Annotated in this window: 17 protein-coding genes; 11 read left to right on the forward strand and 6 right to left on the reverse strand. The window is 74.5% G+C overall.

Annotated features, from left to right (window positions below):
- Positions 1 to 186: 186 nt before the first annotated feature.
- The 6 genes from ACFVYK_RS30660 to ACFVYK_RS30685 all read right to left on the reverse strand — a co-directional run bounded on the left by ACFVYK_RS30660 (position 187) and on the right by ACFVYK_RS30685 (position 6,043).
- Positions 187 to 633 (reverse strand): DUF6917 domain-containing protein, encoded by a 447-nt coding sequence (locus ACFVYK_RS30660; protein WP_389779632.1) that lies wholly within the window; start codon positions 631 to 633, stop codon positions 187 to 189.
- The gene (locus ACFVYK_RS30665) at positions 630 to 1,580 is read right to left on the reverse strand and encodes a Gfo/Idh/MocA family protein (protein ID WP_389779634.1); all 951 of its coding nucleotides are present in this window, start codon (positions 1,578 to 1,580) and stop codon (positions 630 to 632) included. Before ACFVYK_RS30665 ends, ACFVYK_RS30660 begins: the two co-directional genes overlap by 4 nt.
- Complete coding sequence (locus ACFVYK_RS30670; protein ID WP_389779635.1) at positions 1,577 to 2,704, reverse strand: Ldh family oxidoreductase; 1,128 nt, start codon at positions 2,702 to 2,704, stop codon at positions 1,577 to 1,579. Before ACFVYK_RS30670 ends, ACFVYK_RS30665 begins: the two co-directional genes overlap by 4 nt.
- Positions 2,705 to 2,770: 66 nt before the next feature.
- A complete protein-coding gene (locus ACFVYK_RS30675) occupies positions 2,771 to 4,063 on the reverse strand; it encodes a M20/M25/M40 family metallo-hydrolase (protein WP_389779637.1) in 1,293 nt (430 codons plus the stop codon).
- Positions 4,060 to 4,965 (reverse strand): sugar phosphate isomerase/epimerase family protein, encoded by a 906-nt coding sequence (locus ACFVYK_RS30680; RefSeq protein ID WP_389779639.1) that lies wholly within the window; start codon positions 4,963 to 4,965, stop codon positions 4,060 to 4,062. The genes ACFVYK_RS30675 and ACFVYK_RS30680 overlap by 4 nt, the downstream gene beginning before the upstream one ends.
- Position 4,966: 1 nt before the next feature.
- Entirely contained in the window at positions 4,967 to 6,043 is a 1,077-nt protein-coding gene (locus ACFVYK_RS30685) for a Gfo/Idh/MocA family protein (protein WP_389779640.1), read from the reverse strand.
- Positions 6,044 to 6,397: 354 nt separating this feature from the next.
- On the opposite strand from ACFVYK_RS30685, the gene ACFVYK_RS30690 reads away from it, so the two are divergent.
- The 11 genes from ACFVYK_RS30690 (at position 6,398) to ACFVYK_RS30740 (ending at position 20,461) form a co-directional block, all read left to right on the forward strand.
- Entirely contained in the window at positions 6,398 to 7,492 is a 1,095-nt protein-coding gene (locus tag ACFVYK_RS30690; RefSeq protein WP_389779642.1) for a DegT/DnrJ/EryC1/StrS family aminotransferase, read from the forward strand.
- Positions 7,489 to 8,631 carry a DegT/DnrJ/EryC1/StrS family aminotransferase gene (locus tag ACFVYK_RS30695; protein WP_389779644.1) on the forward strand — a complete coding sequence of 381 codons (1,143 nt, stop codon included), beginning with the start codon at positions 7,489 to 7,491 and terminating at the stop codon, positions 8,629 to 8,631. The genes ACFVYK_RS30690 and ACFVYK_RS30695 overlap by 4 nt, the downstream gene beginning before the upstream one ends.
- Positions 8,632 to 8,749: 118 nt before the next feature.
- The gene (locus tag ACFVYK_RS30700; protein WP_389779646.1) at positions 8,750 to 9,724 is read left to right on the forward strand and encodes a UbiA family prenyltransferase; all 975 of its coding nucleotides are present in this window, start codon (positions 8,750 to 8,752) and stop codon (positions 9,722 to 9,724) included.
- Positions 9,721 to 11,091, forward strand: a complete 1,371-nt coding sequence (locus ACFVYK_RS30705) for a protoporphyrinogen/coproporphyrinogen oxidase (RefSeq protein WP_389779648.1) — start codon at positions 9,721 to 9,723, stop codon at positions 11,089 to 11,091. The genes ACFVYK_RS30700 and ACFVYK_RS30705 overlap by 4 nt, the downstream gene beginning before the upstream one ends.
- 1 nt (position 11,092) lies before the next feature.
- Positions 11,093 to 12,661 carry a class I adenylate-forming enzyme family protein gene (locus tag ACFVYK_RS30710; protein ID WP_389779662.1) on the forward strand — a complete coding sequence of 523 codons (1,569 nt, stop codon included), beginning with the start codon at positions 11,093 to 11,095 and terminating at the stop codon, positions 12,659 to 12,661.
- Between the two features lie 364 nt (positions 12,662 to 13,025).
- Entirely contained in the window at positions 13,026 to 13,847 is an 822-nt protein-coding gene (locus ACFVYK_RS30715; protein WP_389779650.1) for a class I SAM-dependent methyltransferase, read from the forward strand.
- The gene (locus tag ACFVYK_RS30720) at positions 13,844 to 15,667 is read left to right on the forward strand and encodes a CoA transferase (RefSeq protein WP_389779652.1); all 1,824 of its coding nucleotides are present in this window, start codon (positions 13,844 to 13,846) and stop codon (positions 15,665 to 15,667) included. The genes ACFVYK_RS30715 and ACFVYK_RS30720 overlap by 4 nt, the downstream gene beginning before the upstream one ends.
- The gene (locus ACFVYK_RS30725; protein WP_389779654.1) at positions 15,664 to 17,346 is read left to right on the forward strand and encodes a class I adenylate-forming enzyme family protein; all 1,683 of its coding nucleotides are present in this window, start codon (positions 15,664 to 15,666) and stop codon (positions 17,344 to 17,346) included. Before ACFVYK_RS30720 ends, ACFVYK_RS30725 begins: the two co-directional genes overlap by 4 nt.
- Before the next feature lie 220 nt (positions 17,347 to 17,566).
- Entirely contained in the window at positions 17,567 to 19,231 is a 1,665-nt protein-coding gene (locus ACFVYK_RS30730) for a phytoene desaturase family protein (protein ID WP_389779656.1), read from the forward strand.
- Positions 19,232 to 19,647: 416 nt separating this feature from the next.
- Complete coding sequence (gene panD, locus ACFVYK_RS30735) at positions 19,648 to 20,067, forward strand: aspartate 1-decarboxylase (protein WP_389779658.1); 420 nt, start codon at positions 19,648 to 19,650, stop codon at positions 20,065 to 20,067.
- A gap of 46 nt (positions 20,068 to 20,113) precedes the next feature.
- Complete coding sequence (locus ACFVYK_RS30740) at positions 20,114 to 20,461, forward strand: GNAT family N-acetyltransferase (protein WP_389779660.1); 348 nt, start codon at positions 20,114 to 20,116, stop codon at positions 20,459 to 20,461.
- Positions 20,462 to 20,944: the final 483 nt, after the last annotated feature.

Consider the following 20,944-nt stretch of genomic DNA (forward strand, 5'->3'; position numbering starts at 1 on the left):
TTGTCCGCCGAACCGCTTGTCCGCCGAATTGCCCCTCGGTTTGTGCGGAAGCGCTGTCCGGAACCGCCGCTGCGGAGGTCGCTCAAGAACCCGCATCTGCGGATGCCCGCATGGGAAAACCGCTCTGCGGACCCTTCCGGAAACCGCTCTGCGGACCCTTCCGGAAACCGCTCTGCGGATCGCCCTTCAGCTACCGGGCGGCGCGGGAACCGTGCCGTAGTCCCCGGCCCGGCCCTGGACGAAGGTGACGACGGACTCCGGCCGCAGGCCCAGGTCCCGGCCGCTGACCGGACGCGCCGCGTGGATCAGGATGTTGTAGTGGTTCGGAAGGTGACAGGCGTCGAAGCCGAGCACCGTGCCGACCCTCGTGTCCCCGATCCGCACCAGGTCACCCCGGTCGATCACACCGCCGCACAGCAGCTCGGCGAAGCCCAGGAAACCCACCCGGTCGATCCGGGCGCCGGGGCGCGGGTCCCACTGGTCGGTGGTGACCAGTTCGTGTACCTCGCCCCCGCGTACGCAGCGTGCCGCATGTTCCTCCAGCCGCATGCCGCGGTCCGTGCGGCGGTGCACGAGCACCTTCACCAGTGATCCGCGCACCACGCGCTTCGGGCCGTCCTCCGCCGGATTCACCGGTCCGCCTCCGCTGCCGTCGCATGCGGCGCGGGCCGGGCACAGCGATAGGCCGCCTCGACCAGTTCCAGCGCGGGCAGGCCGCCGTGCGCCCCCGGGCCGGCCGGGGCACCGGTACGGACCAACGCGGCGAACTCGGTGAGGATCGCCTCGTACTCGTGCCACAGCGACGCCTTGAAGCCGGTGTGTCCGGCCAGCATGTCGGCGCGCAGCACCTCCCCGCCGGCCAGCTCCACCTCGATGTCCTTGCGTTCCCCCGGGTACGACCAGTCCAGCTCGACCGAGGCCGTGGCTCCCGTGCGGCCACTCAGGCGGATCATCGCCTGACGGTCGACGCCGGAGCCGTCGCGGTGGATCTCGCAGCCGGTGACGGCGAGTTCACCGAGCAGCAACCGCACCAGGTCGAGCGCGTTGGGACCGTTGTCGGACACACAGCCGCCGCCGCAGCGGGCCGGGTCCAGGTACCAGTCCTCACCGCCGAGATGCTCCTCGATGCGCTCCAGATAGCGCACCCGGACGGAGCGGATCTCCCGGCCCGTCGTCCGGTGCGCCAGTGCGCGGACGGCGTCGTTGTAGCGGCGGTGGAACGCCGTCATCAGCGGGACCCCGCCGCGCTGCGCCAGCTCCACCAGCACGGACCCCTCGGCCGGGGTCAGGGCGAGGGGCTTCTCGACGCAGACCGGGACGCCGACGGCCAGGGCGTCCCGGCACAGGGGCAGGTGCACGTCGTTGGGCACGGCCACGACGAGGGCGTCCGGTCGCGCCCGGTCCAGCAGGGTGCGGAGGTCGCTGAAGCGTGCCGCCCGGCCGGGGAACTGCTCCAGGGCCTCGGCGCGGGCGTCGCACACGGCGGTCAGCTGCCACTCGGGCAGCCGTTCCGCGGCGGCCAGGTAGTAGGGGGAGATGGCGCCGAGACCGACGACGCCGAGCCGCAAGGGCCGCGTCATCGCGGGCTCCCGGGGCCGCCGAGGAGACCGAGGGCGGTCAGTTCCGCGTGGAGGTGCGGGGGCAGGGGGATGCCGTGGCGGCGGCGCTCGGCGGCGAGTTCCGCCTCCCGCCAGCCCGGGTAGCGCACCGGCTCGCCGCCGGGCACCGGCGGGCAGTCGACGAGCGTGCCGAACAGGGACCGGGTCGCAGCGGCCACGTCCGCGCCGGGCCGCAGCACCTCCGGGGCGATCGCGAGGAGGAAGAAGCCGATGTCGTCGTCGGTACCGCGTGCCCGGCCGTCGCCCTCCAGTGCGGCGGGCGCGGGCCCCACGGCCGCGCCGGACACCACGGCGGCCAGCAGTTCCACGGCGATGCCGAGCCCGTAGCCCTTGTGGACGCCGGTCTCGGCCGTGCCGCCCAGCCAGCGCAAAAAGGCCTCGCCGCGGTCGAAGGCGGACGGGTCGGTCACCGGGTCGCCCGCCGCGTCCTCCAGCCAGCCGGCGGGCACCGGGGCGCCGCGGCGGGCGGCGACGCGGACCCGTCCGGTGGGCGCGACGGTGGTGCTCATGTCCAGCAGGAACGGGTGTCCGTCGAGGGCCGGCGCGGCGACGCTCAGCGGGTTGGTGCCGAGCATCGCCACCGCGCCGCCCGGGGGGCGTGCGATGCGCTGGCCGCCGCAGTTGCTCGCGACCACGCCGATCATCCCGGCGTGTGCGGCGCGTACCGCGTGGAAGCCCGCGCACCCGAAGTGGGTGGCCCCGCGCACCGACACCAGCCCGACCCCGTGCCGGCCGGCCCGTGCCACGGCGTCGTCCATGGCCTCGGCAGCGGCCCACAGGCCCAGCGCGCGGCGAGCGTCGACGACCGCGCAGGCGCCCAGGTCGGTGAGGGTCTGCGGTTCGGCGCGGGGGTCGCAGCGGCCGGACTCCAGCAGCGGCAGGTACAGCCGGGTGAGGTTGAACACGCCGTGCGAGTCGAGGCCGGTCAGGTCGCCGTGGCACAGCGCGTCCGCGGCGAGCCGGGCCCGCGCGTCAGGGATGCCGTGACCGGTGAACAGGCCGGTGAGCGCGGCATGCAGCTCCGCGTGGTCGACGAGGACGGGTGTGGGCTCGACCGCCGCTCGTGGGGCGGTGGGTGCCGTCATACGGGATTCCTTACCGGGCGGGCCAGTTGTCGTCTTCGTGGGTCGTTCGGTCGGGGTTGTCGTGCTCTACGGAGGCCGCTGCACTGACGCCGCCGGCACCGCTTCGGCGAAGAGCACGACGAGCCGTCGGACCACGCCGGCGAACTCCTCCAGGTCGGCGAGGTCGACGAACTCACCGGGCGCGTGGGCGCGGTTGCCGGCCAGCCAGCCGGGTCCGAGCACGGTGGTGAAGGCGTCGTCCAGGTCGGCCGCCCAGATGGCGTCGCACGTGAAGCCGGGGTCCTCGGCCGCCGGCCGGGCCCCCGCGCGGGCCAGGAGTTCCTCGGCCCACGGATCGGAGCCGTCCAGCGCGGGCAGGCCCTGTTTGTCCCAGCCGAGCCGGGTGATCCGTTCCGCGTCCCGCACCGTGCGGGCGAACTCCCGGGTGGGGGCGAAGAGTTCGGTGAAGCGATGCAGGCCGTCGGCGACGTGCCGGGTGACCTCGGTCTTCAGGCGGTCGCCGTCGCAGGTGCGGCGGTACGACAGGTTCATCAGCAGGGTGCCGGTGCCGTGGACGCGGTTGTGCGTGCGGCCGGTGTGCAGTCCGGCGACGCACACCCGCGTACCGGGTACGGCCCCGTCCAGGCGGGCGGCGAGGTGCTGGGCCAGGAATCCCAGCAGCACGGTGGCGTTGTGTCCGGCGTCCGGGTGGTCGTCCACCGCGTCCTCGCCCGCGACGGTGATCCGCGCGGTCATCGCGGCGGTGGCCCGGGGCAGCGCGCGCAGCCCGGTCGGCTCGCAGAACACGTTGAGGCGGCCGTGGTGCCCGGCCTCCAGCAGCGGCCGGGTGCCGTAGGTGCCCAGGGCGCCGCCCTCCTCCCCGGCGACGGCCTGGAGCAGGACGGTCACGTCCCGTCCGACGGCGGGGTGGGACGCGGCGGCCCGCAGCCCGGCGAGCAGTGCCACGGCGGGTCCCTTGGCGTCGACCGCGCCCCGGCCGGTGAATCGCACGCCGTCGAAGGCGGGCGGGGTGTGTCCGGCGACGGTGTCCAGGTGGACGTTGAACATCACGGTGTGCGCACGGGAACGCTCGGGTCCCAACCGCAGCAGCAGGCTGGGCTGGTCCGCGAGGAAGCGCGGATCGCGGGCGGCGGCGCGGACCGTGGACGGCACGCCCGGACGGTCCAGGCAGGCGTCGGGCGGACTGGCGAGGCGGACGGTGCGAAACCCCGCTTCGGCGGCGGCCGTCGCGTACCGCTCGAGGATCTCGGGCAGCCGCGACGGCGGATCGTCCGGGCCGGCCTCCAGGGGGTTGACGCTCGGCAGGCGCAGTAGGTCCAGCAGCAACTCCCGGTGCCGGTCGGTGAACAGGCCGCTCACACCGAGCCGTCCAGCGCGCCGGTGACCGGCTGTCCGGCGCCCAGCAGCCCGGCCAGCGCCTGTCCGGCCCGTACGAACAGGTCGGCGGCGTCCTCACCGGCCCGGGTCAGCCCCTCGTGGGGGCGCACGGCGAGATGGGGTTCGAGGGACAGTGCTCCGGTGTAGCCGTGGGCGGCCAGCAGTTCCAGGCATTCCACCACCCCGGCCTCGCCCTCGCCGGGCAGGGTGTAGGCGGTGCCGCCGTCGGGGGTGCGGACGGCGTCCTTGATGTGGACGTGGGCGACGTGGGGGGCGAGGTCGCGGAGCATGTCCGGGGCGCGGTAGCCGTACGGGACGCCGTTGCCGGTGTCGAACAGCAGCCGCAGGGCCGGGCTGTCCACGGCGCGCAGCAGTCGTAGCGCGCGGTCGGCCCGGTCCCCGGCCCAGCCCGCGCAGTTCTCGTGCACCAGGACCAGGCCCGCGCGCTCGGCGCGGTCCGCCAGGACGGCCGTGCGGGCCAGGACGCGGTCGGCCCACTCGGTGTCCGTCAGACCGTCGTTGGGGTACGACATGATCCGCACCAGACGGCAGCCGAGGGCGGCGCAGCGTGCGGCCAGGACGTCGAGTTCCGCCAGGTCCCGGCCGAGGTCGCCGGTGACGGGACGGGACCAGTTGCCGATCCGGGAGGCGACGGCGGTCACGGCCACGCCGGCCTCCGCGAGCCGCCGGGCCAGGGTGCCGAAGGCGGCCGGGGAGAGGTCGGCGAGGGCCGTGCCGTCGACCGTGCGCAGTTCGATGGCGTTCCAGCCCAGGCGTCGCAGGGCGGCCAACTGCCCGTCGGTGCCGGGCGCCGCCTCGTCGCCGATGCCGGTGAGCGGCCCGAACCCCCGGGCGCGGGGTCCGGCGGCGCTGTGCCGGGACACGTCAGCGGCTCCCGGCGCGGGCGGGCGGTGTGACGGCGCAGTGCTCCCGGGCCGTGCACAGCAGCCGGGCGGTCGCGCAGGCGAGCGGGAAGTCCCCGACGCCTGACGCGCCGGAGGCGAAGCCGCGGTAGACGCCGTCCAGGAAGTCGGTCAGGGCGTCGTCCCGGAAGACGTGGTGTCCGGCACCGGGCACGCCGTCCGCGTCGAGGACTCCGGCCGGCGGGGCCGCCGTACCGCGGTCGAAGGGGGGGATGACCAACTGCGCGTGGTCGTCGTCCTCGGAGAGCGGGAAGTGGGCCGTGGCCGTCCCGCCCTCGAACTCGCAGACGACGCTGCGTTGCCGGACGGGTGCGCCGAGGTCGGAGCGCAGCAGCGTCACCACTCCCGAACGGTGCTCCAGTTCGACGTGCGCACCGCCCAGGCGGGGAAGGTCGCGGTCCTCGCAGCGCAGGTCCCAGCAGCGCGCGGCGCGGAGTTCGGCCGGACCGGCCAGATCGAGCGCGAGCGCCAGGGAGTGGGGGATCTCCACGTCCAGGGCGGACGGATGCCCGTCGGTCGCCAGCGACCGCAGGAAGCGGGGCTTGTGCTGGTCGACGGTGATACGGCGCAGGGAGCCGAGTCGCCCGCCACCCACCAGCCGGCGCAGCCGGCCGGCGAGCCGGGAGGTGATCCAGTGGGCGACGGTCACGAGATCGAGGCCGGCCTCCTGGCGCAGCCGGATCAGGGCGTCGAGTTCGTCCGCGGACGCGGCGAGGGGTTTCTCCACGATCATCCGGCGGAAGCCGTGTCCGGCGAGTTCCTCGAGGAGGTCGTATCGCAGCCGGGGCGGCGTGCACACGTGGACCACCGCGGTGGTGGGGTCCACATACCGCAGGGCCTGTTCCAGCGTGGTGACCGCCGTGACCTCGCCGGGCATGCCCAGGGGCCGCAGACCGCGGGCGCGGGGGTCGCAGCCGACCGCGGGCAGGGCGACGAGCGGATCTCCCGTGGCCGCGGTCCGCCGGGCCAGACGGAGGAGCGTGTTCAGATGCAGTCCTGATCCGGACCGGCCGAGCCCGAACACGAGGGGCTGCAGCACAGGGCCTCCTGAGAGGGAAGGGAAGGAAACGGGCGCGCTCATTTCGCTGCGCCGCGCACAACTCCGGTGCGCCGCACCACTGTTGCGGCCCTGTGCGGAAATGGTCAAGACGTCCTGAACGCCATTCCCCAGAACGTGTGAAGATGATCCTTTCCTGTCTCCGTCGACCGGAAGTCCGTTTAGCGTGGGCATTCCGCAGACACGACGGAGACAGGTGAGAGATTGCCCTCCAGTGGACAGATTCCGGCGCGCTCCGGGGGCGCGTTACCAACTGAGCCGGGAACGTTGGATCGAATTCCCTTCTTCTCTCAGGCCGCGACTTTCGAACGGCTGTGGCCTTCCATCGAAAAGACGTTGGACGAGGTTTTCCACAGCGGCAAGTTCTCCCACGGAAAACAGGTCGGACAGCTCGAGGCGGCGCTCGCGGACTACACCGGCGCCGGGCATGTGATCGGCGTCAACAGCGGCACCGACGCGCTGGTGCTGCTGCTGCGCGCCTGCGGAGTGCGCCCCGGCGACGGTGTCCTGGTGCCGGCGTACTCGTTCTTCGCCACCGCCTCGGCCGTCGTGCTGGCGGGCGGCACACCGCAGTTCGTCGACGTCGACCCGGGGACGTACGCGATGGACCCCGTGGCGCTGGAGGCGGCCGTCACTGCGCGGAGCCGGTTCGTGATGCCCGTGCATCTGTTCCACACGATGGCCGACATGGCGGCCGTCACCGCCGTCGCCCGGCGGCACGGCCTGACAGTCGTCGAGGACAGCGCCGAGGCGATCGGCATGCGCCGACGCGGAGTGCACGCGGGCCTGCACGGGGTCGGCGGCGTCCTGTCCTTCTTCCCCTCCAAGACGCTCGGCGCGCTGGGCGACGCGGGAGCCGTGCTCACCGACGACCCGGAGGTGGCGGCCACCGTCGCGGCGCTGCGCCACCACGGCAGGACGGGCCGCACCCTGAACAACTTCCCGGCCATCTCCATCGAGAGCGCCCTGCCCGGCGCGAACAGCAAGATGGACGACATCCAGGCGGCCGTCCTGCTCGCCAAGCTGTCCCTCCTGGAGGAGCACATCGCGCGCCGGGCCGAACTGGCGGACGCGTACACCGCCCGTCTGCGGGACGCGCCGGGGATCGTCCGCCTGCCGCGGACCACCGCCGGAAATCCGGACGACCGCGACGTGTACTACGTCTACCTGATCGAGACCGAGCACCGGGACGCCCTCGTCGACCACCTCGACCGGCACGGCATCGGCACCGAGGTCTACTACCCCGTGCCCCTGCCGCACCAGCCCGCCTTCGTTCACCTGGGCCACCGGCAGGGCGAGTTCCCCCACGCCGAGGCGGCGGCCCGGCACGCCGTCGCCCTGCCCTTCCACCCCGATCTGGCACCAGGCGACCTGGACCGCGTCTGTGACGCCGTCCGCTCCTTCCTCGCCGGAACGAGGACGACCGTATGACCGCGACGCTCCCTCCCGCCGTCCCGTTCTTCCCTCCCGCCCTCTTCGAAGCCGACCGCTCCGCACTGATCGGGCTGGTCCGCGAGGTGGGCCTCGACCCGGAGCAGCGGTTCATCCTGGGCAGGCGCACCGCCGCCTTCGAGGACCTGCTGCGCGAGGACCTGGGGGCCGCCGACGTGGTCGCCTGCTCCAGCGGCACCTCGGCGCTCTCGCTGGTGCTGCGGGCCATGGACGTCGGTTCCGGCGACGAGGTGATCGTGCCCGCGTTCGGCTGCGCGCCCCTGGCCGCCTCGGTGGTCGAGGTGGGGGCCACACCGGTCTTCGCCGACATCCGGCGGGACACCATGACCATGGACCCGGACGAGGCGGAGCGGCTCGTCACCGAGCGGACCAAGGCGGTGATGCCGGCGCACATGTTCTCCGTCATGGCCGACATGCCACGCTTCGCCGAACTGGCCCGGCGGCACGGACTGCGCCTGCTGGAGGACTCCGCGGTCGCCCAGGGCGGCGTGCTGCGGGGCGTCCCGGCCGGTCTGTGGGGCGATGCGGGGCTCTACTCCTTCGTGCAGGTCAAGACCTGCGGCATGCCCGGCGAGGGCGGCGTGGTCGTCACCCGGGACCCGGCGCTGGGCGAGAAGGTGCGGATGCTGCGCAACCACGGCCAGTACGCCGGGCGGCGGTTCGTCCACCACGCCGTCGGACTCAACAGCCGCTTCGACGAGATCCAGGCCGCCTTCCAGACGCACCGCTACCCCGGTTTCCCGGCGCGGCTGGCGCGCCGGGCGGAGATCGCCAAGTACTACACCCAACGCTTCACGCCGCTGGCCGACCGTGGAGTGGCACCGCCGTCGCCCGGCCCGGACGGCCGGTGCTTCTACGTGTACACGGTCCTCGCCGAGGACCGGGAGGCTCTCGGCGCCCACCTGGCCGAGTGGGGGGTGGCCACGCACGTCTACTATCCGCACCCCCTGCCCGCCCACCGTGCCTTCGCTCCCTACGCGCCGCCCGGTGCCCGCTGGCCGCGCGCCGAACAGGCCGCCCGCAGCCATCTCGCCCTGCCGGTGCATCACCTGCTGACCGACGCACAGGTCCAGCACGTCGCCGACCTCGTGTGCGCCTTCGCCACCGAGCACCGCTGACACGCGGCCGCCCGCCTCGGACACCGTTCACCCGCGCCCGCCCGCCCGCCCCGCCCGTCCCGCTGCCCGGGCGAGCGGCACCCCCCTTCGGACGCAGACACCCCCCAAGAGGTCACCCATGACGGACAGCATCGCGGCCGGCCGTCCCGCCGCGACCGCCCACGGCCACAGTCGGCTGCGCACGTACGCGCGGCTCGGCAAGCTGGACGTGTACGACTACTACCTCGGCATCTTCCTCGCCCTGACCGCCGCGCTGTTCCCGGCCGGCGCCTTCACCGCCCGGCAGGCACTGGTGCTGGCGGTGTTCCTGGCCGGCGAGGTCGCGGTCCTCATGGCGATGGTCGCCCTGGACGACGTCACCGGGTTCCGGGACGGCAGCGACCTCGCCAACTACGGCCCCGACAACCCGCTGCGCAGCAAGGCACGCAAACCCCTGGTCGCCGGGGCGCTGACGGTGCCCCAGGCGCTACGCTTCGCCTGGGGGTGCGCTGCGGCCGGGGCGGTGCTGTGGGCGGGCGCCGCCGCCCTCGCGCCGCACCACCCGCTGTGGGCGCTGGTGACGGCGGGAGCGCTGTTCGCGGTGTCGCTGCAGTACTCGTACGGGTTGAAGATCAGTTACCACGGTTTCCAGGAGGTGTTCCTGGTCGCCCTCGGCGCCGTGCTGGTGATCGTTCCGTACGGCCTGGTGACGGGGGGCTTCTCCGGTTTCCTGATGGTACAGGCGGTGCTGTTCGGGTTCGGACCGCTGATGTTCGGCGTCTACTCCAACACCAACGACGTGGCCGGCGACCGGGCCGTGGGCCGTCCGACCGTGGCCGCCCTGGTCTCCGAGCGGGGCAACGCCGTCTTCATCGCAGCCCTGTCGGCCGCCGAGTTCCTCATCGGCGCGGTCGCCTCGGCCACCGGGGCGGCCCCCTGGTGGTTCGTGCTGCTGATGCTGCCGGCGACCGCGCTGCGGGCCCGTCAGTACCTGACCGGGTTCGTCCGCGGCGACATCATGACCGCCCGCCGGACGGGCTTCGCGGTGCACCGGCTCAGCGTGGTGCTGATGACCGTGGCCAACGTCCTCGTCGGAACGGGAGCCGCCCGATGAAACCCGAACTCGACGTCGCCGTCGTCGGCGCGGGCATCGCCGGTCTGACCGCCGCCCACGAACTGCGCCGCGCCGGGCTGGCCGTCCGGGTGTACGAGCAACTGCCGGACGTCGGCGGCCGGATGCGCAGCATCCGCCAGGAGGGCTGGACGGTGGACACGGGCGCCGAGCAGATCCCCTCCCGTGGTTACCGCGCGACCTGGGAGCTGCTGCGCCGGCTGCGCGTCACCCCCGCGCAGGTGCCCCGGGTCGGCGGCGGGGTGGCCGTCTGGCGCGGCGGACGCGCCCACCTGGGCGTCGGCGAGAGCACGGCCGTGGTCACCGGGGCGGGACTGTCCCCCCGGGCGCGGCTCGACCTGGCCGCCTTCTCCGCCTGGACCGGCCGCCGCCGCGCCGGATTCGACGGCGACCGTCCCGAGCACAGTCCGCTGGGCGCCGCCACCGTGCGGGAGGTGGCCGCCCGCTACCACCGCGACCTGCACGACTACCTCTTCCAGCCGGTCGCCGGCTGCTTCTTCGGCTGGGACACCGCCCGGTCGACGGCCGCCCCCATGGTCAGCCTGCTGCTGGAGGCCGGTTCCACCGCCGCCTGGCGCACCTACCGCGACGGCATGGACTTCCTGGCCCGCCGGCTGGCCGCCGGCACCGAGGTCGTCACCGGCCGCGCCGTACGCGAGGTCACCGACGCGGGCGGGCACGCCGTACTGCGCTTCGACGACGGGCAGGTCACCGCGCGGGCCGCCGTGCTCGCCGTACCGGCACCCGTCGCGGTGGCGCTCCGCCCGGACGCCCCCGCCGACGAGCAGCCGTTCCTCACCGCCTGCACCTTCACGCCCATGATGAAGGTCAGCTGCCTGCTGGACCGCCCCCTCGCCCCAGCCGCCCGGCGGCCGGTGCACATCCTGCTCACCCCGGTCGCCGAGGAGGACAGGCTCTCCGGCGTCGTCGTCGACCACGCCAAGCACCCCGGCCGGGCCCCCGCAGGCCGGGGCCTGGTCACCCTCGTGGCCGGTCCGCACCGGGTCCCCGAGCTGCTGGACGGCCCTCCCGACGAGGCCGCCGACCTCCTCGTCCGCGCGGCGGAACGCTATGTCCCGGGCATCGGCGACGCCTGCCGCCACCGTCTCGTGCACGCCTTCCGCCACGGCCTGCCGGAAGCCACACCCCAGGCCCTGCGCGAACGCGCCGGCTTCCTGTCCCGGCCGGTGCGCGCCGTGGAGTACGCCGGCGACTGGCTCATGCTGCGGCCCGCCTCCGAGGGCGCCGTCCGGGCGGGCGCGCTGTCCGCGTCCCGCGTCCTGAGCAGGCTCGGACGAAACACTCCGGCCGGCCACGACCGAGCGGAGGAGAGCGTTGCGACCGCATGACATGGGCACCCTGTTCGACGAGGCGGCGGCAGGCGGCGCCCGGACGGTGGTCCACCTGGACCGGCCCTTCGACATCGCCCCGCGGGCCGGCACCCGGTGGACCGTCACCGAACTCGCAGGCCTGGTCCGCGCCACCGCAGCCCGCCTCGCCGACGCCGGGGTCAGGCCCGGGGACCGGGTGGCGATCGTGAAGGACAATCACTGGGACTACGACCTGCTCGCCTGCGCCGTGGTCCGTCTCGGCGCCGTACCCGCGCAACTGTCCGCCCGGCTCGACACCGCGGACCTCGTCACCCTGCTGGAGCGACTGCGGCCTGCCGCGCTGGTCACCACCTCAGCGGTGCTGGCCCGCTGCCGGGACACCGCCGCCGGCGAGCCGGCCCGGATCCTCGTCACCGTCGACTCCGCCGCGCCCGGCGCGGTCCACCTGGCCGCGCTGGACGCGTCCCGCTCCCGCGTACCGGTGCGGCGCCACGACGACGAACCCCTGGTCATCCACCACACCTCGGGGACGACCGGCGTGCCCAAGCTGGTGGTCCACTCCACGCGGACACTCGTGCACAAGCTGGCCCGCTTCGAAGCGGTGCGCTACCCGGGCATCGGCATCCGCCCGGACGACGTCCTGGCCAACGCCAGCGCGTACGGCCACGGACGCACCTTCTGCTGGACGGCCGTCGTCGTGTCACTCGCGCCCACCGGGATCGTGGTCCTGAGCGGCGACGACCCGGAGACCGTCGACCCGCTCCTGCGGGCCCACCCGCCCACCGTCGTCGAGGCCCTGCCCGCCTCCTACGTCCGGCTGCGGCCGCTCACCACCCGGCTGGACAACCCCTTCCGGGACGTCCGCCTGTACATCAGCACCTACGACGCCGTGCACCCGCCCGCCCTGCGCGCGTACCTGGCCGCCAGTCGCCGCGCCCGCCCGCTGTGGATGCAGGGCTGGGGCCAGACCGAGACCGGACCGCTGACCTTCCGCTTCCACACGCGGCGCTCCGCGCTCGCACCGGACGCGGAGACCACGGCGCGCCGGCTCGGCCGTCCCGTGCCGGGCCGGACCCGGCTGCGCGCGGTGGACCCGGACACGCTGCGCCCGGTGCCGCGCGGCCGCCGTGGCCTGCTGCTCGTCCGCACCCCCGCCCTCGCCCTGGGCTACGTCGGCGAAGAGGACCGCTGGGACGCCAAACGCGTCGGCGACTGGTGGTCCACGGGCGACCTGGGCGTCCACCACCGCGACGGCAGCGTCAGCATCCTGGACCGCGCCGCCGACACCCTGTCCGGTATGAGCTGCCTGAGGACCGAGGACGTACTGGAGCAGCGACTGCCGCAGGCCCTGGAATGCGTGATCCTCGGCGCCCCGGACGGCGATCCGCTGCCCGTCGTGGTCACCGCCGACGGCCGACTGGACCCGGACGCCTGGAAACAGGCCACGCACGGACTGCCGACGCTGCGCGACCCGGCCGTCCTCACCTGGGACGAGGTGCCCCGCACCGGCACCGGCAAGGTCCGCCGCGCGGCCTTGGCACGGCAGCTCACCGGCGCCGCACCCGCCGGCGCCGGCCGGTGGACGTGACCGGGCCGCCGTTCGACAAGGCCGGCCTGTCCGGACTGTTCGACGGCGGCGGCCTGGCGGGGCCGCTGTCCGACGGCGCCGGGCTGTCCGGGCCACCCCCGGCGTGCGGAGCGCCGGGGCGCAGCCGGCCTTCCGCCGGGTGCGTGGGGGAGGCATCGAGCCCATCGGCTTCGGCCGGGCCTGTCCGGGCCGCTCCGGTGAGGGGGCTCGCCGGAGCGGCCCGGACAGGCCCGGGCGGGAGCCGGCCCACCGGGCGCATGTCGGCGTTATCGAACCCGCCGGTGTCGGCCGCCGGGCCCCGTACGTGCTGCACCTGACGACGCCCGGCCTGTCCGGGCCGCGTTCCGACGAGAGGATCAACACCGTGTCCCGACCCGCTCCCACCCGGGAGGGCACCCAGGCGGTCTTCGGCAACGGCACCGCGCACAGCCGCGACCAGCACCGCTGCGTGGCCGCCGCCTACGACCCGGTGACCCTGCCCCGCCTCGCCGCCGCCGGTGTCGGCCCGGGCTGGCACTGCCTGGAGATCGGCGCGGGCGGCGGCAGCATCGCGCGCTGGCTGGCGGGCCGGGTGGCACCGGGCGGCTCGGTGCTCGCCACCGACCTCGACCCGCGCGACCTGGCACCCGCCCCGGGCCTGGAGGTCGCCGTCCTCGACGTGGCCCGCGACCCGCTCCCGGAGGCGGCCTACGACCTGGTGGTGGCCCGCCTGGTCCTGCAGCACGTGCCCACCCGCGACGCCGTCCTGCACAAGCTGGTGCGTGCTCTCAAGCCCGGCGGTCTGCTGCAGATCGACGAGATCGACGCCTCCTACGAGCCGCCGCTGCTGACCCCGGACGCGGAGGCGGAGGCGCTCTATGTCCGGTTCCTGCGGGCCAAGACGGCCGCTCTGCGCGCCGCCGGCGGCGATCCGCACTGGGGGCGGAAAGTCCCGGCTGCCCTGCGGGCGGCGGGGCTGACCGCCGTCGACGTCCACCTCCACATCGGCGTACGGCACGCCCAGGAACCCGGCCTCGGACTCCAGTTGAACCACACCCGCAACCTCCGGAACCGGCTGACGGAACAGGGCATGACCCAGGAGGACCTGGACCGGGTGGGACGGCTGATGCGGGACCCGTCCTTCCGCGCCGCGTCCAGCGTCCTGTACTCGGTGCAGGGCCGCCGACCCGGCCGGGAGCGACCGTGACACCCCGCCTGCGCGCCACGGCCCGGCCGGCCGTCGCCGCCACGATCGCCGGCCGGCTGCTGCGGCACGCCGCGCCGGGCCTGCCGGAGACGAGCGGTCCAGGCCGGGAAACGGTGCGGTACACCGTCGACTGGGCGGGGCCGGTCGACGCGGACCTGCCGGACGAGCGGGCCGTGCAGGCCGCCTGCGGTCTCATGGAGGTCCACGGCCGGGCGACGGGCGGGCCGCTCCCGCTGGCCGTCGACTACGCCTCGGTGGTGGCGGGGGTGCTCGCCGCCCAGGGCGCCACCGCTCTGCGCGTCGCGCGGGCCCGCGGCCTGGACCTGCGCGAGGTGCGTACCTCGGTGGCGCAGGGGGCGCTGCTGGCGGTCGGCCAGTACCTCGCCGCCGAGACGGTCCGCGACCACTGCGGTTCGCCCGAGCCGGGTGCGCCGCACGCGCCGACGGCCGGACCGGACACGCCGTCGGCGGGCGGTCTGGCGACCCTGGATACGGCCGACGACGCCCGCGTGGAGGTCGAGACCCTCGACCCCCTGGCGTGGCGGGAGTTCTGGGCCCGGCTCGGCGTGGCCCCCGCGCTCGCCGGCCGTGGCTGGCTGCCCTTCCAGCAGCGGTTCGCCACCGCCCTCTGCCCGCTGCCCGACGAACTGCGCCGGGCCGCCCGCCGCCGAACGCTGGCGGAGCTGCGGGCCGCCGCCCACCACACCGGAGTCAGTCTCCTCACGGTCGGCTCCGACCCGGCCCCCGCCGTCCGCCCCGCCCCCTGGCGCCTCACTCCGGGACCGGCACCGGTCCCCAAGGCCCGGGCACACCCGGACACCTCCGTGCCCGGCCCACGCCCGGCCGCCCCGGTCTCCGGCGCCGTCCTGCCGCTGACGGGCCTGCGGGTGGTGGAGTCCACCCGCAGGGTGCAGGGCCCGCTCGCCGGGCACGTCCTGCGGATGCTGGGTGCCGAGGTGGTCCGGATCGAACCGCCCGGCGGCGACCCGATGCGCTGGCTCCCTCCGCTGGCGGGAGACTGCTCGGCCCGGTTCTCGGCTCTCAACGCGGGCAAGCCGGTGGTCGAGGCCGACCTCACCACCGGGCAGGGCCGGGACACGGTCCGCGCGCTGGCCGCCGAGGCCGACGTCTTCCTGCACAACTGGGCCCCCGGGAAGGCCGCCGGGCTCGGCCTGGACGCGTCCGACCTGCTGCCCGGCCACCCCGCCCTGGTGTACGCCTGGGCGTCCGGCTTCGGGGACGCCTTCGGCGACCGGCCGCCCCTGGGCACCGACTACCTCGCCCAGGTGCACAGCGGACTCGCCGCGGCGGTACGGCCGGCCGACCAGCCCCCGGCCCCCTCCCTGATGACCCTCACCGACGTGCTCGGCGGACTGGTGTGCGCCCAGGGGGTGCTGGCCGCGCTGGCTGCTCGGGAGGCGGCCGGCAGCCGGGGCAGCCGGGTCGACTCCTCCCTGGTCTCCGCGGCCGCTCTCGTCCCCCGTCCCGCCCACCGGGCCCGCTGGACGGCACTGGACCGGCCGCTGCGCACCGCCGACGGCCATCTGTGCCTCGGTCCCGAGGCCCGGACGTGCCCCGAGGCGGTGCTCCGCCTGCTGGACCGCGCCGGCCCCACGGCCGCCGAGGACCTCGCGGCCCGCTTCGCCCGCCGCACCACCGAGGCGTGGACGGCACGCCTGGCCGAGGCCGGTCTGACCGCGACACCCGTACTCACCGACCTGACGGCTCTGGCCCGCGCCCCGGCCTACCGGGCGGCCGTCGCACCACCGGACCCGGCCACCGGACACGCACGCCCGTACACTCCCTGGGAGTTCGCATGACAGTTGCCCCCGCGACCCCCCACCGTACCGCCCCACCCGCGAGCCGGGACGGGCAACCGGTGTGGACCTCACGCGCCGGAGTGCGCTTCCCGGATCTGGTGCCCCGCGCCCAACGACGTGCCTGGGTGACGGCGGGCCTGTGCCCGGACACCGACCTCTACGCACTGTTCACCGCTCAGGTCCGCGAACACCCGGACCGCCAGGCGCTGGTGGACGACGCCGGAGTGCTCTCCTACGCGGCGCTGGACGCCGAAGTGCGCCGGATCGCCGCCCTGTTCGCCCAGGCGGACCTGGGAGACGGGGACGTGGTGGCGCTCCTGCTGCCCAACGGACGCGACGCCGTGGCCGCGGAACTCGCCGTCTACGCGGTCGGCTCGGTGGCCCTCCCGATCCCCCCGGGCGGCGACGACCGGGACGTCCGGGCGCTGCTCGCCCGCTCGCGGGCCCGCGGCGCCGTCCTGGCATCGGCCCGCCGGGCACAGGCCGTCGCGGATCTTCCGCACCTGCGCACCGTGTTCGCCCCCGGCCCGGGCGACGGACGGACCCACGGGCTGCACTCCCCGCCGACCCCGGCCCGGCGTCCCTGGCGGCCACGGCCGGCCGACCCGTACGGCCCCGCCCGCATCCTGGTGTCGTCCGGTTCCGAAGCCGAGCCGAAGATGGTCGCCTACAGCCATCACGCCCTGGCCGGCGGTCGTGCGCGGTACGTCCGGAGTCTGCACGCCGACACCACGGTGCCGCCCCGCCACCTGGTCCTCGTCCCGCTGGCCTCCTCCTTCGGTTCCCTGGGCACACCGGTCACCCTCGCCGCCCTCGGCGGCACCCTCATCGTGGGGTCGGCCTTCGACCCGGCCGGAGCGCTGCGGATGGTCGCAGAGCACCGTCCGACCCATCTCTTCGCGGTGCCCACCATGCTCCGGCGCATCGCCGACCTCCCGGCGCGGCCGGACGAGGACACATCGTCGTTGCGTGCCGTCGTCTCCAGCGGCGCGACCCTGCCGGCGGCCACCGCCCAGGCATGCCGCGAACGGTTCGGCCGACCAGTGGTCACCGTCTACGGTTCCTCGGACGGGGTGAACTGCCACACGGCGGGGGAAAGCCACCCGCCGGGCGACAGCGTGGGCACCCCGGACCCCGCGGTGGCCCGCATCCGGATCACCGGACCCGACGGCACGCCGCAACCCGCCGGGCGGACCGGTCAGATCGAGGCCCTGGGCCCCATGACCCCCTCGTGCTACGTCAACGCGCCCCAGCTGGACGCCCGTTACCGCACCCCCGACGGCTGGGTGCGCACGGGCGACCTCGGCCGGCTGGACGAGCACGGAAGGCTGCACGTCCTGGGCCGGCTCAAACGCATCGCCGTGCGCGGCGGTCTCAACATCAGCCTCGCCGAGGTCGAACGCGAACTGGACACCCATCCAGCGGTGGCCGAGGCGATCTGCGTCCCGGTTCCCGACCCGGACCTGGGGGAACGACTGTGCGCCTGCATCCGCCCGGTCCCGGGCACACCCGCTCCCACGCTGTCCGACCTCACGGCCCACTTGGGGGACCGTGGCCTGGCCCGCCGGAAACACCCCGAACGTCTCCTGGTCCTGAACGAGATGCCCCTCGGCCCCACCGGGAAGGTCTGCTACCGCACCCTGATGTCCCGAGCGACCAGGGGCCCCGCTCGGGAATGAGCACGGGGCGCTCGCGAGGCTGCGAAGGGCTGTTCGACCACATCCCGCAGCTCAGCAACGATCTGCTCGTAACAGGACTGGCCGACGCTCCCGACCTTCTCTGCCGCTTCGGTCCCCTGGGCCGGCCGCGGGTCGTCGCCGGCTGCGATGCGGCCCGTGACCGGGAGGCGAACAGCTCGTTTTTCCCGGGGCCTGTACGACTGAGGCGAAGGTGGTGGATGTGACGGGTCGCGTGTTGGTGGGCCGGCCGTTGACGGCGGGCGGGGTGACGGACGAGTACGACGCGGTGGTGGTCGGGTCCGGGGCCGGCGGGCTGACCACCGCGGTATGCCTGGCGCGCCAGGGCCGGCGGGTGGCGGTGTTCGAGCAGCACTACACCGCGGGCGGCTACACCCACGCCTACCGGCGGCGCGGCTGGGAGTGGGACGTCGGCATCCACTATGTGGGACAGCTGGCGGAGCGAGAGCCGGTCCGCGTGCTCTCGGACTATCTGACCGGCGGCACGCTGCAATGGGCCCCGCTGGGGGACCCGTACGACGAGTACCGCCTGGCGGGGCAGGTGTACGAGGCGCCGGTCGGCTTCTCGGCCTACCAGGCCGCTCTGATCGCGCGCTTCCCGGCCGAACAAGCGGGCGTCGAGGCGCTGTTCGGGCTGATCGGGCGGTGCCGGGCGGTCCTGCCCACGCTCGCACTGGGGCGGCTGACAGGCCCGGTGGTGCGGCGGCTGGCGCGGGTCCTGCGGGCGACGGCCGTGCCGCCCCAGGCGCTGCGGCCGGCCCGGGAGGTGGTGGAAGGACTGGTTCGAGATGAGGGGCTGCGGCAGGCCGTGCTCACCCCGAGCGCGCTGCTGCTGGCCGACTCCACGGCAAGGCTGCCGTTCTTCCTTCTCGCGGTGCTGTTCGAGCACTTCCGGACCGGCGCCTGGTACCCGGTGGGCGGCAGTGCCGCGATCGCACGCACGATGCTCGAACCGATCCGCGCCGCCGGCGGCGAGGTCTTCGTGCGGGCGCCGGTGGCCCGGATCGAGCTGGACGGATCGCGCGCGACGGGCGTGGTGCTGGCGAACGGCACCCGCGTGCGGGCTCCGGTGGTGGTGAGCGCGGCAGGCGCCCAGAACACGTACCGCACCTTGCTGCCCCGCCAGCCCGACGGCAGCGCAGACCGGCTGGACGGCATGCGGCGCGGCTTCCCGTTCGTGGTGCTCTTCCTCGGACTGGACGGCGACCCCGCGGAACTCGGGCTGCCGCGGCACAACCTGATGGTGACCGACGAGGACTGCGACGCCCTCTTCGACGGCACAGGCGGGCGGACCAGCGGCTACTTCTTCTCGTTCTCCTGCGCCAAGGACCCGACCTGGACCACGCGCCACCCCGGCCGGTCGACAGGAGAGATCCTGACCTACGTACGGCCAGAGCTGTTCGAGCCGTTCCACGGTTCACGACGGCGACACCGGGACCCCGCCTACCTGGCCCTGAAAGCCGAGCTCACCGCACAACTGCTCGGCCAACTCCACCGTCAGCTGCCCCGCACCACAGGCCGGGTGGCCTACCACGAGCTCGGCACCCCGCTGACGGCCGAGCACTTCGCCGGCTGGCCCGGCGGCAGCTTGTACGGGCTGGCCAAGGACGTGGCCGGCTTCGGCGACGGCCACCGCCCCGGCCTGGCGGACTGGCTGCGCCCACGAACGGAGGTCAAGGGCCTGTACCTCTCGGGCCAGGACTGCCTGGCCGGCGGCTTCCTCGGCGCGGTCACCAGCGGCCTGCTGGCCGCCCACGAGGCCCTGGACCGGGCCGGCCGGGCCCGCCTGTGGGCAGGGCTGTTGCGCCATGGCGTGCGTCCCCCATCGACCAGTTCCGGACGTACCCCGGCTGTCCAGCAACGGTGAGGTGCTTGCGTCACGGGGCTCGGTGGCCGGCCCGGTCGCCCTGCTGGTCGGGGTCCGCTCGACCGATCGACGTTTTGGGACCGGGATCAAGCCCTGGAACGCGGGGGTGCGTTGAACGATTTCCAGGTCGACGCCGAGGACAACTTCATGCTCGACGACGTGCGTACCTGACACATCGTCAGGTACGTCGGCATGTGGTCAGCACCAGTCCCCGAACATTCCGAGACGGGTGTTCGAGCAGGCGCTCGGTCGGCGACGGCAACAGCCTGGTTCGCGCGGAAGCGCAGGCAAGGAGGTTTCTTGCCCGGGTGAATCGATGTTCCTCACAATCTTCGAGTCGAACGCGTGCCGGTGTACAGTGAACGCCGCCCTTGACCTGCACGAGCAGGCAGGGAGCCGTCCTCCAGGAGTGCTGAATGCTGCGCACCATGTTCAAGTCCAAGATCCACCGTGCCACCGTCACCCAGGCCGACCTGCACTATGTGGGATCGGTGACCATCGACGCCGACCTGTTGGACGCCGCCGACCTGCTGCCCGGCGAGCTCGTGCACATCGTCGACATCGACAACGGGGCGCGGCTGGAGACGTACGTCATCGAGGGGGAGCGCGGTTCCGGCGTCGTCGGCATCAACGGGGCCGCCGCCCATCTCGTGCACCCCGGCGATCTCGTGATCATCATCAGTTACGCTCAGGTGAGCGACGCCGAGGCGCGGGCGCTGGAGCCGCGGGTCGTGCACGTGGACCGTGACAACCGGATCGTGGCCCTGGGGGCCGACCCTTCGGCGCCGGTGCCGGGCTCCGACCAGGAGCGCAGCCCGCACGCGGTCTCGGTCTGACCGACGCAGCCCGCGTCCCCTCCGCACCCATCGAACGGGAGTGCCCATGAGCGACATCGAGATTCGCGACGACCGGGCGGCGGGCCGCTTCGAAGCCCTGGGCGACGGCGGTGAAGTCGTGGGCCGCATCGAGTACTTCGTGCTGGAGTCGCCCGCGTCCGCGCTGGTCCCGGTGCACACCGTCGTCGAGCCGGCTCACGAGGGCAAGGGCATCGCGGGCTCGCTGGCGCGCGAGCTGTACGCCGTCTCCGCGCGTGAGGGCGTGCCGGTGGCGCCGCTGTGCCCGTACGTCGTGAAGTGGGCCGAGCGCCACCCCGACGAGGCCCCGGCCGCGGATCCCGCGCTGCTGAGCGCCGCCAAGGACTGGCTGCGGGCGCACCCGGGCCGGTTCTGACGTCCGTCCGACGGCTTGCGGGTGACAGCTGACGGGAGACAGCTGACGGGAGACGGGTGACAGCTGACGGGAGACGGGTGACGGGTGATGCCGGTCGGGCCGTCCGGGTGAGTGCCCGAGGCGGCCTCGGGTAGGCGGGGGAGTAGTTCAGAGCCAAGCCCCGCAAGCGGCCGGAGGACACGATGACCGACCCGTACCCCGCCCCCGTCCCGCCCGGACCGACGCCCGGTCCGGACCCGGTTCCGCCGGACCCGTTCCCCGGACCGGCGCCCACGCCCGAGCCGCAGCCGCCCGGCCCTCAGCCGCCCGGGCCGGGACCGACGCCGCCGCAGCCCGTGCCGGCCCCGGACCCGTCGCCGTCCCCGATCCCGCCGGGGCCGGAGCCGGTTCCCAGCCCGGAGCCCGGCCCGCCCCTCACCTGATCTCACCTGATCTCACCTGTCTGCGGCCGACCTGAAGCGGCGGCAGTGCGCGGCTCGGCGC

The sequence above is a fragment of the Streptomyces sp. NPDC058291 genome, assembly GCF_042880855.1.
GTDB lineage: Bacteria > Actinomycetota > Actinomycetes > Streptomycetales > Streptomycetaceae > Streptomyces.

Coding starts and splice junctions, on each gene's coding strand:
- ACFVYK_RS30700 (WP_389779646.1), top strand. CDS start 8,750: ATGACGGACAGCATCGCGGCCGGCCGTCCCGCCGCGACCGCCCACGGC.
- ACFVYK_RS30665 (WP_389779634.1), bottom strand. CDS start 1,580: ATGACGCGGCCCTTGCGGCTCGGCGTCGTCGGTCTCGGCGCCATCTCC.
- ACFVYK_RS30670 (WP_389779635.1), bottom strand. CDS start 2,704: ATGACGGCACCCACCGCCCCACGAGCGGCGGTCGAGCCCACACCCGTC.
- ACFVYK_RS30725 (WP_389779654.1), top strand. CDS start 15,664: ATGACAGTTGCCCCCGCGACCCCCCACCGTACCGCCCCACCCGCGAGC.
- ACFVYK_RS30740 (WP_389779660.1), top strand. CDS start 20,114: ATGAGCGACATCGAGATTCGCGACGACCGGGCGGCGGGCCGCTTCGAA.
- panD (WP_389779658.1), top strand. CDS start 19,648: ATGCTGCGCACCATGTTCAAGTCCAAGATCCACCGTGCCACCGTCACC.
- ACFVYK_RS30705 (WP_389779648.1), top strand. CDS start 9,721: ATGAAACCCGAACTCGACGTCGCCGTCGTCGGCGCGGGCATCGCCGGT.
- ACFVYK_RS30695 (WP_389779644.1), top strand. CDS start 7,489: ATGACCGCGACGCTCCCTCCCGCCGTCCCGTTCTTCCCTCCCGCCCTC.
- ACFVYK_RS30710 (WP_389779662.1), top strand. CDS start 11,093: ATGGGCACCCTGTTCGACGAGGCGGCGGCAGGCGGCGCCCGGACGGTG.